Consider the following 15,476-nt stretch of genomic DNA (forward strand, 5'->3'; position numbering starts at 1 on the left):
AGTGCTATAAAAAAGCTCAGCCCATTATATATACGGGCTGAGCTTTTTTTCTATCTTAGAATTATCGTCAGTAGCGGCAGGCAGAGCTGCTACTGGCATGATTAAAGCCCCATTTACGATAACCATCGGTATCTAAATGTATAGCACCTGTAGAATACAACCCTAGACCAAAATTGTGCGACTGACCCTGATATTGCCAAAACTCACATAAGCTGTCTTGCATTCGGCTCAGCTGCCATGGACTACTTTCATAATCTGGCACCCAAATATCAATCGCGCCAGCTGTCATATGCTTACTACTACTAGCTCCGCCTGCACAGTCATTTAATCCAGGACTACGATATACCGAGCGTATCTCACTGTTTGCTGGCAGTATCCCTTGGCTTTTCAGCTGACTATATAGCTGCAATGTCGGTACAATGTTTGACCACAGCTCCTGAGGAGGCAGTTGATACGGCTCATAGCCACATTTGTCCCAACTGCGAGCGGTGGTCAGTAGCTGTGACAAAGGCGGTACGTTTCGAGCGCCGACACGCGCGCTTAAATAGCGCTGATAGTTTGCTACTTGGCTTGCGCGATAGCTATTACTATTGAGCCAAGTATTAAAATCCATGCTGATAAAATCATTGTAATTGTTATTACCCGTGCTATAGGTGGTGTTATAACGCGGCGTACTTCTATTGGTAATGACACGTTTATTCTCTTCTATTGATAAGCTGGCATCAAATTCAAACTCACGCTGCTTTTGCTGAATCAGTCCTTGCATACTATCGCCGCCCGACCCACTTAAGATAGTGACCCCTGCATTATAAGGCGGTCTTTGTGCAGATGGCGTGATATAGGTATTGGCATTGCTGTTGTTCACACTGCTACCCTGACGTACTTGGATACGGCGCTCACTATTATCACTAATAATAGCGGCATGGGCACTCATAATGCTGGCACAAATACAGAGTGCAATAATAGGCTTGTGGATTTGCCTGTAAACTTGTTTTGTTATTTCGATCATTGCAACAAACACCGCTAAAAACGTTTTATCGATACTATCAAATTTTAAGCAAGCAAGCTAAACTATCGTCACCAATTGGCAGCGACTTATTCGTTATTAACACTTATCCTCATTATTTTTATATTGACGTTACTTTATTACCGACAAGTTACTTTTTTTATCATCTAATCGGTTAAATGCCCTATAATTATCGATTTTCTTAAGTCTTCTGCTAAATATAGCCCTTCTTCCACGCCAACTGCCAGTCACACTTTGCCTATGTCTTCTAACCCGCAATATCGTTTTTCCCGACAGAGCCACCATTTCGGTCAAGGTCAGACACCGACCTTTTGGCAACGTAGTCATATTGACCCTTGGTTGACCCTTTTATTATTGACCGTTTGTTGTATTGGGCTAACGATTTTATATAGTGCAGCCGCTCAAGATACGAGTATGGTGCTACGACAAATGGTCAGCTATGGTGTCGCTTTTACCGTTATGTTTATCATGGCGCAGATACCACCGAGCCTTTATCGTACTTTTACGCCCATCTTTTATGTATTAGGTCTGATACTATTGGTGTTGGTTGATATTATCGGTGAAGTACGTATGGGGGCGCAGCGCTGGATTAATCTACCAGGATTTGGTAGTGTGCAGCCCTCAGAGTTTATGAAGCTTGGCATGCCTATGATGTGTGCGTGGTTTTTGTCTAAGCGTGATCTGCCCCCTTCACTACCCAGTATCGGCATTACCTTGGCGTTAATTGTGGTGCCAGTCTTATTAATCGCTAAAGAGCCAGATCTTGGCACTTCATTATTAGTCGCTGCTAGCGGTATCTTTGTGCTGTTTTTGGCAGGGCTATCGTGGCAACTGATAGCTGGTGCGGTTGCTTTGTCGATCCCGCTTGTTGCCTTTGCTTGGAATTTTTTGTTACACGACTATCAGCGTACCCGTGTACTCACACTATTCAATCCTGAGGCAGATGTGCAAGGTGCTGGCTGGAATATCATTCAGTCCAAAACTGCTATCGGCTCCGGCGGTCTAACGGGTAAAGGCTATTTAGAGGGTACGCAGTCGCATTTGCATTTCTTACCAGAAGGTCATACCGACTTTATTATCGCGGCTTTCTCTGAAGAGTTTGGCTTGCTTGGCGTCATACTATTGATGTTTATTTATGCATGCTTATTGACCCGCGCCTTATATATCGCCTTTTCTCATCCTGATACTTATAGCCGACTATTAGCAGGCGCGATTGCGATGTCATTTTTTGTGTATGTCTTTGTCAATGTTGGTATGGTCGGCGGTATTTTACCTGTCGTTGGCGTACCTCTGCCTTTTATCAGTTATGGTGGTACTGCCATTGTTACTTTAATGGCAGGTTTTGGTTTACTGATGTCCATTCATACGCACAAGTCAGACTAAGTATCTCTGTTTTTATATCTAAAGAGACAATATTTTAATAATACGGTCTCTTTTTTTATACCCCCTATAAGCTATATCAAGGTGCAATGGATTTTTCAGAAATTAAGTATTCAATAGCTTATGTCAGTATCTAAAATAGTAAAAATGGCGATGATACATAGATGGCTGAATACATAAAGAAAACATAACATAGCATGTTTCAAAATTGAATCGATTAACAAATAACCGTACAAATTTGACTTAAAATCTAATTACTAAGTAACTATACGTAAAGATAGAATGTGCAAAAATCTTAGTAAATAAGTTCATTTTTGCCCATCTTATTTGTAATCAATTATGCATGAACTGTGATAAAAACTATAATTTTATTACTCCCTATAAATATATAAGATTATGATTTAATTACTAATATTTTCAAATACCATTCTTGCAAATTATACCTAATATTCAGTATTTAGGATTGAATACCAGTCTGTTTTATTCCTTGTCTTTTACAATTATTTGCGTTAATCTCGTCTTAGTGTCATTTATACATAACCCGTACAGACCTACTAAGAAAGTTAGCATTTAATTATATTGTCGTTGTAGCTCATCCGTATAGTTAGCAACTTGTAGATTTTAGACTTTCAAAGTCACTACTTAATTAACGGTTTAATAACAAACTCATACGTAAAACTCTCGAAACCCTTTATTAACTTAGCAATGTTAAAAAGGCTGTTTATCGAATATTAGTATCTGATTTTAGTTGTTGATGAATATTTTAATTAAGATTGTTAACTATCATTTGAGCGTGTCATAAGTGGATTATTTACAATCATCAATCCAGTTATGATCATGAATTAAAAATTACCATACGTTAGAACTTATAAAAGCCGAATGATAAAATCAGTCATTATAAAGAAGATAGATTGATATCGGTTTTGGAGTTTGCGGTATTGTTAGATTGGTCTAACACTATCTCGCTCAATCTAAGATGTTTTTAGAGTTAGGTTCTAAGGTATAAGTCATAGAGGTATTTATGAATAAGCGTTTATCTGGTTTACTTACAATGTCAGCGGTACTATTTGCTGGCTCTGCAATCGCTTCTAATGCAAATGCTGTAGAATCAAGAACCTCCCTTGCTATGATCTCGCAAGATAACGCCTCCCATATCGACCGCGTACTTGGTGAACTTAGTCGTCAACATGATGGCGCATCAAGCTTAGTCAAGTCTGCACGCCAACCTGCTTCATTAGCGCTTAGCAGCTCACTGTTAGCCAGTGATACCGCCCAAGTCAGTAATGATGAAGATGTGTTAGAGCGCTTAACAGCTGTTGCCTCTAACTCTGTCAGTAAATTCAAGCAAACCGGTTTAGCTTCTTGGTATGGTCGCCAGTTTCATGGTCGCAAAACCGCCAGTGGTGAAACTTTTGATATGAATGGTTTAACGGCTGCACATCGCTCATTGCCATTAAACTGCTATGTTAGAGTGACTAACAAAACCAATGGTAAAAGCGTCATCGTTAAAGTAAATGATCGTGGTCCGTTCCATGGTAATCGTGTGATGGATTTATCTTATGGTGCTGCCAAAAAACTTGGTATTACTGCTAAAGGTGTCGGCAACGTCGCTATTGAACGTGTTTCAGGACCTTCTTCTTAAACCATTAACGTTTTAGACCATTCGCGGTTTAAGCCTTTAACGGTTTTGTACAAATATTTTTAGATTTAACTAAAAGCGCCTAACTAATTGATAGTTAGGCGCTTTTTCGTGTCTTAAATTTATAAGGTTTATAGTTATAAATGTTAGATCAACAAACTATAACTCGAATGCACTCGCAATCGCATCATCAAGACGTTCGACTGCAATGACATTAATGCCTTTAAACTGCGGCGCATCTTTGGCAGGCGCATTGGCTTTAGGAATAATGGCATGCTTAAAACCATGCTTCATGGCTTCCTTTAAACGCTCTTGTCCATTGGGTACAGGACGAATTTCTCCTGATAACCCCACTTCACCAAAGACCGCCAACGACGATGGCAAGGCTTTTTCTCTAATGCTAGATGCACAGGCTAATAATACTGCCAAGTCTGACCCTGTTTCTATGACTTTGACACCGCCAACAACGTTGACATAGACATCTTGCCCGCTGGTATGGATACCGCCATGGCGATGCATCACTGCTAACAGCATAGACAAGCGCTGAAAGTCTAATCCTAATGCCATACGTCTTGGTGAGCCTTGCGAGTCATCAACTAAGGCTTGTACCTCTACCAATAGCGGTCTTGTGCCTTCTCGGCTGACCATAACCACAGAACCCGCCACGGGCTTATCATAGCGGCTCAAAAATATCGCTGATGGATTGGCAACCTCTTTTAGTCCCATATCCGTCATGCCAAAAATACCTAGCTCATTGACCGCGCCAAAACGGTTTTTAACGGCACGAATCATACGAAAACGCGAATCAGACTGACCCTCAAAGTACAATACCGTATCGACCATATGCTCAAGAACGCGTGGACCAGCAAGCGTGCCTTCTTTGGTGACATGTCCCACTAGAAACAGCGCTGTACCTGTTTGCTTAGCATAACGCGTCAAAATCGCCGCTGACTCTCGAATTTGACTGACCCCGCCTGGTGCAGAGTTAATCGCATCAGTATAAATAGTCTGAATAGAATCAATAATAGCAATTGCTGGCTGCTCTTGAGTCAAGGCAGCACAAATAGTCTCGACATTGGTTTCAGCAAGCACACGAAGTCTGTCCGCAGGCAAATCCAAGCGCTTTGCCCGCATAGCAACCTGTGCCAATGATTCCTCACCAGTCACATACAAAGCGCTTCCTGCCAGTGAATCCGCTTTTGCCATATTGGTCGCGGTTTGCAATAGAATGGTCGATTTTCCGATACCGGGATCACCACCAATCAGTACCACAGAACCTGCAACCAATCCACCGCCCAACACACGATCAAATTCACTAATACCCGTCGGCAACCTAGTATCTAAACCTACGCTCACCGCATTGAGCGGCATCACAGCACTATGCGTTCCTGCATAATTGCCCGCCGGTGTACCAGCACCACTTGCATTACGAGGTATGGCGCGACCAGCATTGGGCTTTGCTACGTTTTTATTATGATGTGGCATACTGACGTTAGGCGCTTCAGTCAAGGTATTCCATTCGCCGCAATCACTGCATTGCCCTGCCCACTTGCCAAAATTAGCACCGCAAGCTTGACAGACATAACTGGTTTTATTTTTTGCCATAATATAGAAGCCTTATGCAGGTGTTCAAGTTTAAAAGAGAGAGTATATGAAAGGGAATGACGCTTATAAGCGTATTTTTGAAGATAAGAACTAAAGTATAAATATTAAGATAAACAAGCAGTTGCTGTAAGAAGCAATGTTTTATAGAAGGATTTTTGCAAACGGCACAATATAGAGATGGCTGACTAAGAATGCAAAGTAACAAATCTTATGTCAGCATAATTCAGTAATCAATCAATTAGTCTATACCTGAAAATCTTTACCAAGATACACAGATTTCACCAGCTCATTTTCCAGAACTTCTTCTGAGGTACCCTCAGCAATGATAGCGCCTTCTGATACGATATAGGCTTTTTCACAAATCGCTAAAGTCTCACGAACATTGTGATCAGTGATTAACACACCGATACCACGTCGTTTGAGCGCTAAAATGACATCTTTGATATCACCGACAGAGATAGGATCTACACCGGCAAAAGGCTCATCTAATAAGATAAACTTGGGGTCAGCTGCTAGAGCGCGAGCAATCTCACAACGACGACGCTCACCGCCTGATACGCTCATACCTAGAGATTTTCGTACATGTTCTAAGTGAAAATCACCAATGAGCTTTTCAAGCTCTTGACGCTGCTGGTTACCATTCAAATCTTTACGAGTTTGTAAAATGGCTAAAATATTGTCTTCAATGGATAGCTTACGAAAAATAGAGGCTTCTTGCGGTAAATAACCAATACCGGCACGCGCACGCTCATGCATAGCATATTTAGATAAGTCCATATTCCCCAAGGTGACACGGCCTTTATCCATATTGACCAGTCCGACTACCATATAAAAACTGGTCGTTTTACCGGCTCCATTTGGACCTAGCAATCCAACGACTTGCCCTTGCTCAACAGAGAATGAGACATCTTTGACGACCCAGCGCTTACCATAGCGCTTACCCAAGTTTTGCATCGACAAACGAGCGACCGGCTCAACAGCATCATTCGCTGTTATGGTTTGATTCTCTACTAAAATGGCATTATTTTTATTATCATTCATAACTTACTCATAAGGTGGTCGCATTTAAATGGATAGCAACCACTGAAATGTTTAGTCGTTGGTTTATATTTATCACAGGATATATGACTTAAGTCGTCATATAGCCTAACGTATACCGCTCTGACTGGTACTATTGTTAGGCGGGAATACCAATTCGACGCGCTGATTGCCGCCAGCAGTCGCTTCCACATCACCAGCTTTGAGGCTATAACGAATGACATTACCTGCGAAGCTTGCACCATTTTGTACCAATTTTGCATTGCCCGTTAGTGTCACGATACCCGTCACAGCGTTATAGTCAATCTTATTTGCCTGACCTTTTGCCAGACCTTTTTCTTGCGTCACAACTTGCTGCATCGTCGCTGGACGCCCTGTTGCTACTGCAGAATTGATACTTCGACCTTGTGATAAATTGACCGTAATATTATCAGCGGTCATCTTAAACGTACCTTGAGTAATAACTACTGTACCAGAATAACTTGTAATACCACTACGCTCACTATAAGTGGCTTTGTCTGCCAATAATTTAATAGGCTGATTGGCATCTGACGGCAGAGCATGGCTGTATAGTGGGAGCGCCAACAGCATAACTACTGGCAGTGCACGCAATCTATGCGACACTTGAATAGAGCGTGTCGATAGCAAGCGTAAAGTAGGCAAAGAATTAGATTTCATGAAAATTACTCGTTTTATAATGGGTAGTAGAGTTTGCAAACTTCCTGCTATAGTTAAAATATCTCAAAAACACTACAGTGCTGCTGGTATAAATTTTTTGCAGCCTCTGTCTGCATAGGCACAGCAAGCAAGAAAAATTAATATCAGCAGTACTTGATGTATCGATATTACTTTTCCCTGACTATAGATGCTTCACTAAATAATATGCTAATTAAAACAGGGCTTTGTCTTGACGGTCAGCGGGCGTAAAAGAGACAGCCACTTGACCAAATTCATAGTCGCCCGTTTCAAGATTGGCTTTCATACTCGATGCCTCAAAACGGTTCATACCTTGTTCAACCTTAACTGGCTCATTACTATACACTTGACCTGACTTAGTATTGCCTTTCAATGTAGCACCAGTGACTTTAATAGGTTCAACTTCAGGATTAGCTGTTTTGCCTTCACTGATTAAAGAAAATCCACCTGATAAGCTCAGCTCGCCCGTCTGCTGACTGATAGCCGCTGTACCCGCTTCGATACGATAACGCTGCTTATCTGACGGCTCCCAATTCATGGTGATGCCTTTCATCTCATCTTTATTGGTAACCGGATTGTGCGTCAATGACTCAGCGCTCAGCTCATATTCGGTCTCGCCTTGCTCATTCGTTTGTACCGCCTTAATATCTGTTGCTTCATAATCGACATCAGAGGTTTCAATATTGACTGGCGGCGTGATTTCTCCTTGCTGCTTAAAAAACCAACCAGCAAGACCAGCTATGATCAAGGTAATGACTATTAAAACACGAGTATTCACGATAAGTCATCCTGATTTTTTACTTCATCAAGCGTATAGTGCGCGATAAAGTCTTGGTAATGTCCATGACCCTTTAAAATGAGATCACATACTTCACGTACGGCGCCTGTACCGCCGGCTCGCGTGGTTACCATATCACTGCGATTGATAACCTCTGCTTGGGCATTTGGCACAGTAACAGCAAATCCTACTGTTTGCATGGCTTTGATATCTGGCAAATCATCACCCATATAAGCGCAATCAGCAGCTGTGATATTAAGCGCCGGATCAAGGCTTGCCAGCAGCTCGTTTAATGCTACTAACTTATCATCACGTCCTTGGACAATATAATCTACGCCAATTTCAGTGGCGCGTTTATCGACCATAGGACTGCTACGACCGGTAATAATCGCAGTCAAAATACCATAACGGGCTAATGACTTGACGCCTACACCATCATAGACAGAAAACGCTTTGGTCTCAACACCATTGGCATCATAGATAATTTGACCATTTGATAAAATACCATCAACGTCCATGACCAATAACTTCACTTGTCCGGCTTTCTTGATTAAGTCTTGCATCAGTCATCTCTTTTATTAATAGATATTCTAATATAACGCTTATTTTACACCAGCTTGTAGTAAATCATGTACTGTAATAATGGCTTCTAGGCGCTGGTCATCATCGATAATAAGCAATTGACTGATAGCATTCTCATTCATCACGCTAAGCGCATCTGATGCTCGCATAGATTTACTGATACGACGAGGGCTACTTACCATCAGCTCACGCATCGGGGTCTGCAAATCAATGCCTTTTTCCAATCCTCGCCTTAAATCACCATCGGTAAATATACCGACTACTTTTTTCTCAGCATCTGTGACCACCGTCATGCCCAATCGCCCAGCTGACATGATAAATAATGCTTCTTGTAACGGTGCTTGCTGATTGATGAGTGGCAAGTCCTCTGTTTTAGTATGCATCAAATCTTCTACGCGGGTCAGTAATTGACGACCCAATGCACCTGCAGGATGCGATAACGCAAAATCTTCTGAGGTAAAATTGCGGGCATGCACTAAGGCAACTGCCAATGCGTCACCGAGTGCTAGAGTTGCTGTGGTACTTGAGGTAGGAGCAAGATTGAGCGGGCAAGCTTCTTGCGACTTACCAAGAGTCAAGATAATATCCGCAGCATGTGGCAGCATACCTCGTTTATCTCGACTGATACTAATCAGCGGAATATTTAAGTGCTTGACCACAGGCAAGAGCATTTTTATCTCATCTGACTCGCCAGAGTTAGAGATGGCAAGCAACACATCCCCTTTGACCAACATTCCGAGGTCACCATGCCCTGCTTCACCAGGATGCATAAAGAACGATGGCGTACCAGTGGACGCAAATGTCGCCGCTATCTTACGACCAATCAATCCCGACTTACCCATTCCTGTCACAACCACACGGCCTTGACATGCCAAAATGATGTCACAAGCCTGAGCGAATCTATCATCTATTTGCTCGGTCAGTAATGCTAGTGCCGCCTTTTCAGTATTGATGGCATCAATAGCGGTACTAATAAATTGCTCATGGGTTAGATTGCGTTCAGGACTATTCATACAGTGGCTCTATATTTTATTAATTTTTTGTTTGCAATGACTCTATGTTTTTGGCTGTATATTCTTATAATTTGATGAATCATTTTACTATACATTTTATAATACTATGAACCATATTAATAATTATGGTCAATATTAATATGATGCTGTAGGAATACAGCCATAAGGCTATCTTGGACACATTAAAATGTTATTGCTTATAAGAATATCAATACAAAAAAACCCACTATAGTAGTAGGTCTCAATATGATATCTCATGTCTTAGTAGGAGGGTCTAAGAGTTACTATCATCAGACTCGTCATTAGGTTTGTTGTCATAACCCACATTCTCTAACGGCGCTTCAAAACCACGATCTTGACCAAAACCACCACGCTCAAAGCCGCGCTCTTGACCTTGACCAAAGCTACCGCGCTCAAAGCCGCGCTCTTGGCCTTGACTAAAGCCACCACGATTAAAGCCACTACGATTGGCAAAACCACGTTCTTCAAAGCCGCCGCCAGTAGCTGGATTTGCGCTACCGCCACGCTCAAAACCACCGCTCACACCGCCACTTTGACTCGGATAGCCCATCGGTGCTGCGCCTTGGCTTTGAGTAGTCGCGCTTGGCGTTGTACTGCTACGAGGATTACGTGCTGGGACGACTGTTGAGATAGCATGCTTATATACCATCTGACTGACGGTATTTTTCAGCAAAACCACATACTGATCGAATGATTCTATTTGACCTTGCAGCTTAATACCATTGACTAAAAAAATAGAAACAGGAATGCGATCTTTGCGTAGTGAGTTCAAGAACGGATCTTGTAAAGTTTGTCCTTTTGACATGAAATCTCTCCTAAATATTATATAATTATTGTTAGCGCCAATTATTTTAAGGGTTACTGCAATTATAATGGCTAAGGGTAGATACAATAATAAGTTTTATTTATAAAACGTATCTAAATAAGTGCTAAAGCTTGTTAAATCATTCTACTTTATCGTGAATATGTCGTTATTTTCATAAATTAAGTAACCAAGTGTTGCATGGGTCACCTCTATCACCAAATGTTGATGAATAATCACTAAAAAGCAGTTAACGCTTGCAACAGTTAACACTTTCATATAATCAAATTATAACAGTTATATACATTATACTTTGAAACTAATTGTCATTACTTTGGTATCTTTGTATGATGTTATACGGTCATGCTGTGTTTTTATTACTACAGCTCGACCATTGATATTACAGAACACTAATGGTCTGGCAAATCTAGATATAGGCAAACGACTGATATCATTCATTAAACCAAATACGCTCTCGCCTGCTCCATAGTGCTAAATGAGTGCAATATTAACTTATTTTTTTGAAAATCTGTCACATCATCAGAGCCAACAGTGGATGTCGACGACGCTGTTATTGATTCTGTTGTAGGCACTGCTGCCGTATTAGACAGTTGCATCACTTTTCGCAGCCACGTGTATTGGCGCTTTGCTAACTGCCTTGTAGCATATAATGCCTTATTTTGCATTTGCTGACAAGCAAGCGCTTCGGTTTGGGCAGTTGCCATTGGTAGATGCGTCTGAGTTATGCTACTTTGAATCGTGGTATCTTGCTCTTTACTTTCGTTACTTGATGGTTCCGATTGAGCAAAAGCATCATAAAACTGCGCTTTATCCAAATGAGGCTGTTCAAATACAGGGTGATTAGTCTGTACCAAATACTCTAATACTTGTCGATAACCAACACAGCGCATCGAAGGTAAGCCTGGGGTCAAAGGATAATGCTCAAGCAAACTGATAACCTCTGCTACTAACCCTTCACGCCACATGATATCTAATCGCTGCTCAATACGCGTATGCAACCATGGACGATCTGGCATAACCGCCAAAGCATGCCATTGCTGATTGGGATTATATGCCAATGCTTGCTTGGGCTGACGCTGCCAGTCACTAATAGGAATATCAGTTTGCAAATATACTTCAACAGCACGGGTAATACGCTGGGTATCAGTTGCATTAAGACGCTCATGGCTGATAGCATCAACTTTACCAAGATAATCATATAGCGCACTGATACCCTCATCTTGGCGCCACTGCTCAACGCGCGCGCGAACACTGTCATCACTATCAGGCACTGGTGAGAGTCCGTCGAGTAATGCCATGTAATACATCATCGTACCGCCGACCAACAAGGGTATTTTGCCATTCTGATGACAGCTATCAATCAATCTTGCCACATCGTTGACAAACTCAGCGACACTATAGCTTTGCATAGGATCAATGATATCGACCAAATGATGAGGGTATCGTGCCAGCTCAGCAGCGTTTGGTTTTGCGGTACCGACCGTCATGTCACGATACACCAATGCTGAATCTACCGAAATCAGCTCATAACGACCGCTATTATAAAGCTCGTAAGCCAAAGCAGTCTTACCACTCGCGGTTGGTGCCATCAAGCACACCACGCTATTGTCCGCCAAATTGGGACTTAAGTAAGAAGATAGGCTATCAGACGAAAGTCGCATATACTTGCCTTTGATGGTCATGGTTTTAAGAACAATAAGGTAAATTATTGATAGCTCAGCGATATGTCCTAACTATAGAAAATACGTTATTTTCACAATAGCGCTATTTAAGCGCAGATGATAACATCAATGTGACTAATTGATGACTATCTATAGAGTGGATAGCATATTTGCTCAGTATAGCTTCCATATCTGATACAAAAGCTTGTACATCTTGTGATGACATCTGCTTGATTATCTTCGCCAATTGCTGATTAATAGTAGTGCTATTTAATTCTTTGGCTTTGTCATACATAGTGCTGCTAAAGACACTTGACTCAAACAATACTTTTAATCTTGACTGCCATCTCTCAGCACTAATTAGCGCACACTGTCCTTGATAATAAAATAGCAACCAAGGCAGCGCTTTATCGTCATTGCTATATATAACTGAAGAAGCTACCAGACCAGTGACACTATCTATAACTTGTAAGCAAACTGGTAAAGGTGGTGTGTTTACAGGGTAACTGTTAACAGCATGACGACTGTCTTCTACAGGCTCATCAATATGTAAGTCTTTAATACTTTCGAATAACGACTCATTTTCTGACAGCTGATATGGTTGCTTAGGAGCTTGAACTTGCTGACTTGCCGTTGCATTGTTGGTATATGATGCTATTGCGTCTAACGCATTAAACGACTTTCTTGTGGAGATATTATCATTTGGTGCTCGCTCTTTAGAGCGAACAATTTTCGCGGTATTAAGCCCTCTTAACTTCGCACGAATCGCATGACTTAAATGCGCCATGATATTGTTCAGTGGGCTAATCTTGATACGCTGCTTGGAAGGATGAACATTAACATTGAGCCACTGAGTTGGTAACTCAAAATAAAGCGCATAACCCATACCTGCTAGCTGTACACTTTGAACCATTTGACGAAGCTGATTGCTAATTAATGCCTCTTTTACCAATCTGCCATTTACATAAATGAGCTTTGGTAAACTATGGTTGGCATCATAACTTGCCCACAACCAACCGCCAATACTCGCCGCTTGCATAGTGCGTACATTATCAGCATATTCACCATTAGCATTAGTAGCAGAAGAACTTCCAAATTGCTGCGTTAGGCTAGATAAATCAACCGCGATTTCAATTGCCTGCTCTGCAAGTGCCAATCCAGTCGCTTGTTCCAAACGTGATAACGGCAGATACTTTTCAGTAACTTTATTTATAGTGTTTACCGATAGTGATAGCCGTTTTTTATTATCATGAAAAAGCGTCAGCGCCACATCAGCGCGTGCTAAAGCCACTTCACGGACAATCGTTTCGATATGACTGAACTCAGTCGCGATAGATTTCAAATTACCGCGGCGTGCTGGTACGTTGAAATATAAATCTTTGACTGTAATAGTAGTACCGCGATGATGCACAACGGGTATTAATTTTGGCGTATCGCCCAATATACCGGCAACTTGCAACTGACGACCAATACCGCTGTCATTATGACTACTGGTTAAGGTCAAACGGGAAACAGCAGCCGTCGCTGCCAGTGCTTCCCCGCGAAAACCCAACGTTGTAATACCATGCAAGTGTGCCACATCAGCGACTTTGCTAGTGGCATGACGCGTGACTGCCATGACCATATCATCAGGATGAATCCCAACGCCATTATCAATCACCTCAATCATACCCATGCCACCTTGGGTAATGCGGACCTCGATATCTGTGGCATGAGCATCAATTGCATTCTCGAGGAGCTCTTTAACCACCGCTGCTGGACGCGTCACGACTTCACCCGCCGCTAATTGATTAATAAGCAGCGGTGATAGTTTTTTAATGCGTGTATTGGTGTGGCTATGTAGCATTGATGGGTATCATATATTGAAAATAATAGAGGCGGATTTTAAGCCTTTAAACATCTGTAGCACGATTTGGACTAAAGATTTAGACTGGATAAGTCAAAACCTTGTACTTGTCCTGCCTTTGACAATCGTATTGCAACTTGGCGAGATTCTTTATCATCATTGCTATTACTTTGAGTCATATCAATAAACATAGTAGGCAGCGGCAAATAGCTGTCCGCACGGCTCGCCCATTCAATGATAACCAACGCATTTGGCTCATCCAAATACTCATCAAAGCCAATAAAAGACAGCTCTTCTGGATCTTGCAAACGATATAAATCAGCATGATAAACAGGTTTAATTGAGCCGTCATTTTGGGTAATACTATAAGGCTCAACCAAGGTATAAGTCGGACTTTTTACCGCTCCTTTATGCCCTAGCGCCTGCAACCAATAGCGAGTTAATGTGGTTTTACCTGCACCCAAATCTCCTGCCAGCCATACACTACCTATCAGCGGCAAAGCTGCCAATTGCTCAGCCAAACGCTGGGTATCTTTTTCTGAATGCAGCGTCAAAGTCTGCAAGTTCTTACCACTTATAGCTGCGTCTTCAATCGTTTGATTATTATTCATTAAACTCAATCTACCTGTACTTGCATTGTTACTGCTGGATTAACGAAACTCTCACCACGTATCAGTTTGGCATATAGCTCAGGGTCATGCCACTCTGCACATACTTGCTCGCTAAATTCGAAATCCTTTAGCACCAACTTACCCATTTGCTCATTGCTCACATCATCAGCAAAACACTGCGCGTAACCAGTCGCAGTTTCGTGCGCAATCACTGAATATACGCTCACATCCGCTTCGCCATTTTGCATTTGTGTCTGTTGTAGAATCTCTTGCGCCCAAAAGAATATCACCCGCGAGAATTGCTCTGCTGACGGCGATACCGGCAAGCTGATCCAGCGTGCACTGAATTTCTTACAGGCAGCGATGTATTCAGGATCGTCTTTACTCCAAAAACAAATCGCATGATCAAAGCTGTCGATAATGTCTTTAATAGAAGATTTTAATAAGCCAAAATCATAGACCATCTGCCCATGATCTAAACGCTTGGCCTCAAGTATCAGCTCAATCTGATAGCTATGACCATGAATCGAGTGTTTGCAGCGCTCAGAGCTACAGTTACGCACAATATGGGCGTTTTCAAATTTAAACAGTTTACGGATACGCATAATAATTAATCAACCAAAACAGTAAGCATCATTGTGCTAAATAATAATAGGATAAAGGTTTGCCGCGATTTATCGGCTTGATGCTCATTATAGCAAATCGTGATGTATTCGTAAGTAAGCACTTATTAACGCCAGCGTCCATTTGCTTGAA

General features: G+C 41.8%; 13 protein-coding genes and 1 pseudogene. 2 read left to right on the forward strand and 12 right to left on the reverse strand.

The window, feature by feature from the left end; genetic code table 11:
- Nucleotides 1-67: 67 nt before the first annotated feature.
- Nucleotides 68-934: a D-Ala-D-Ala carboxypeptidase family metallohydrolase gene (locus tag PCRYO_RS07570; RefSeq protein WP_226939351.1), complete on the reverse strand. Its 867-nt coding sequence runs from the start codon at nt 932-934 to the stop codon at nt 68-70.
- A gap of 333 nt (nt 935-1,267) precedes the next feature.
- On the opposite strand from PCRYO_RS07570, the gene rodA reads away from it, so the two are divergent.
- Both rodA and PCRYO_RS13500 read left to right on the forward strand, forming a co-directional pair.
- On the forward strand, nt 1,268-2,410 hold the full coding sequence (gene rodA, locus PCRYO_RS07575; RefSeq protein WP_011513816.1) for a rod shape-determining protein RodA: 1,143 nt from the start codon (nt 1,268-1,270) through the stop codon (nt 2,408-2,410).
- Between the two features lie 1,291 nt (nt 2,411-3,701).
- Nucleotides 3,702-4,049 (forward strand): annotated as a pseudogene (locus tag PCRYO_RS13500) (septal ring lytic transglycosylase RlpA family protein); the annotation flags it as partial.
- 156 nt (nt 4,050-4,205) lie between these two features.
- Here PCRYO_RS13500 and radA read toward each other — a convergent pair.
- From radA to PCRYO_RS07635, 11 genes are all read right to left on the reverse strand, one after another.
- Nucleotides 4,206-5,651: a DNA repair protein RadA gene (gene radA / locus PCRYO_RS07585; RefSeq protein WP_011513818.1), complete on the reverse strand. Its 1,446-nt coding sequence runs from the start codon at nt 5,649-5,651 to the stop codon at nt 4,206-4,208.
- Nucleotides 5,652-5,894: 243 nt separating this feature from the next.
- Complete coding sequence (gene lptB / locus PCRYO_RS07590; protein ID WP_011513819.1) at nt 5,895-6,692, reverse strand: LPS export ABC transporter ATP-binding protein; 798 nt, start codon at nt 6,690-6,692, stop codon at nt 5,895-5,897.
- 105 nt (nt 6,693-6,797) lie between these two features.
- Nucleotides 6,798-7,367 carry a lipopolysaccharide transport periplasmic protein LptA gene (gene lptA, locus PCRYO_RS07595; RefSeq protein ID WP_011513820.1) on the reverse strand — a complete coding sequence of 190 codons (570 nt, stop codon included), beginning with the start codon at nt 7,365-7,367 and terminating at the stop codon, nt 6,798-6,800.
- Between the two features lie 211 nt (nt 7,368-7,578).
- A complete protein-coding gene (lptC, locus tag PCRYO_RS07600; RefSeq protein ID WP_011513821.1) occupies nt 7,579-8,163 on the reverse strand; it encodes an LPS export ABC transporter periplasmic protein LptC in 585 nt (194 codons plus the stop codon).
- Complete coding sequence (locus PCRYO_RS07605) at nt 8,160-8,726, reverse strand: KdsC family phosphatase (RefSeq protein WP_011513822.1); 567 nt, start codon at nt 8,724-8,726, stop codon at nt 8,160-8,162. The genes lptC and PCRYO_RS07605 overlap by 4 nt, the downstream gene beginning before the upstream one ends.
- 39 nt (nt 8,727-8,765) lie before the next feature.
- Entirely contained in the window at nt 8,766-9,758 is a 993-nt protein-coding gene (locus PCRYO_RS07610; protein ID WP_011513823.1) for a KpsF/GutQ family sugar-phosphate isomerase, read from the reverse strand.
- A 274-nt stretch (nt 9,759-10,032) separates the two neighbouring features.
- Nucleotides 10,033-10,584, reverse strand: a complete 552-nt coding sequence (gene hfq / locus PCRYO_RS07615) for an RNA chaperone Hfq (protein WP_011513824.1) — start codon at nt 10,582-10,584, stop codon at nt 10,033-10,035.
- Between the two features lie 455 nt (nt 10,585-11,039).
- A complete protein-coding gene (gene miaA, locus PCRYO_RS07620) occupies nt 11,040-12,263 on the reverse strand; it encodes a tRNA (adenosine(37)-N6)-dimethylallyltransferase MiaA (protein ID WP_049751812.1) in 1,224 nt (407 codons plus the stop codon).
- 103 nt (nt 12,264-12,366) lie between these two features.
- A complete protein-coding gene (mutL, locus tag PCRYO_RS07625; protein WP_011513826.1) occupies nt 12,367-14,109 on the reverse strand; it encodes a DNA mismatch repair endonuclease MutL in 1,743 nt (580 codons plus the stop codon).
- A gap of 71 nt (nt 14,110-14,180) precedes the next feature.
- Complete coding sequence (gene tsaE, locus PCRYO_RS07630; RefSeq protein WP_011513827.1) at nt 14,181-14,720, reverse strand: tRNA (adenosine(37)-N6)-threonylcarbamoyltransferase complex ATPase subunit type 1 TsaE; 540 nt, start codon at nt 14,718-14,720, stop codon at nt 14,181-14,183.
- A 5-nt stretch (nt 14,721-14,725) separates the two neighbouring features.
- Entirely contained in the window at nt 14,726-15,325 is a 600-nt protein-coding gene (locus PCRYO_RS07635; protein ID WP_011513828.1) for a 6-pyruvoyl trahydropterin synthase family protein, read from the reverse strand.
- Between the last annotated feature and the right edge of the window lie 151 nt (nt 15,326-15,476).

It is taken from the genome of Psychrobacter cryohalolentis K5 (assembly GCF_000013905.1).
GTDB classification, from domain to species: domain Bacteria; phylum Pseudomonadota; class Gammaproteobacteria; order Pseudomonadales; family Moraxellaceae; genus Psychrobacter; species Psychrobacter cryohalolentis.

What these genes read in the sequence shown, in the direction of transcription:
- PCRYO_RS07635 (WP_011513828.1), bottom strand. Translation starts at nt 15,325, where the DNA reads ATGCGTATCCGTAAACTGTTTAAATTTGAAAACGCCCATATTGTGCGT.
- tsaE (WP_011513827.1), bottom strand. Translation starts at nt 14,720, where the DNA reads ATGAATAATAATCAAACGATTGAAGACGCAGCTATAAGTGGTAAGAAC.
- rodA (WP_011513816.1), top strand. Translation starts at nt 1,268, where the DNA reads ATGTCTTCTAACCCGCAATATCGTTTTTCCCGACAGAGCCACCATTTC.
- radA (WP_011513818.1), bottom strand. Translation starts at nt 5,651, where the DNA reads ATGGCAAAAAATAAAACCAGTTATGTCTGTCAAGCTTGCGGTGCTAAT.
- PCRYO_RS07610 (WP_011513823.1), bottom strand. Translation starts at nt 9,758, where the DNA reads ATGAATAGTCCTGAACGCAATCTAACCCATGAGCAATTTATTAGTACC.
- lptB (WP_011513819.1), bottom strand. Translation starts at nt 6,692, where the DNA reads ATGAATGATAATAAAAATAATGCCATTTTAGTAGAGAATCAAACCATA.
- PCRYO_RS07605 (WP_011513822.1), bottom strand. Translation starts at nt 8,726, where the DNA reads ATGCAAGACTTAATCAAGAAAGCCGGACAAGTGAAGTTATTGGTCATG.
- mutL (WP_011513826.1), bottom strand. Translation starts at nt 14,109, where the DNA reads ATGCTACATAGCCACACCAATACACGCATTAAAAAACTATCACCGCTG.
- lptA (WP_011513820.1), bottom strand. Translation starts at nt 7,367, where the DNA reads ATGAAATCTAATTCTTTGCCTACTTTACGCTTGCTATCGACACGCTCT.
- PCRYO_RS07570 (WP_226939351.1), bottom strand. Translation starts at nt 934, where the DNA reads ATGAGTGCCCATGCCGCTATTATTAGTGATAATAGTGAGCGCCGTATC.
- hfq (WP_011513824.1), bottom strand. Translation starts at nt 10,584, where the DNA reads ATGTCAAAAGGACAAACTTTACAAGATCCGTTCTTGAACTCACTACGC.
- miaA (WP_049751812.1), bottom strand. Translation starts at nt 12,263, where the DNA reads ATGCGACTTTCGTCTGATAGCCTATCTTCTTACTTAAGTCCCAATTTG.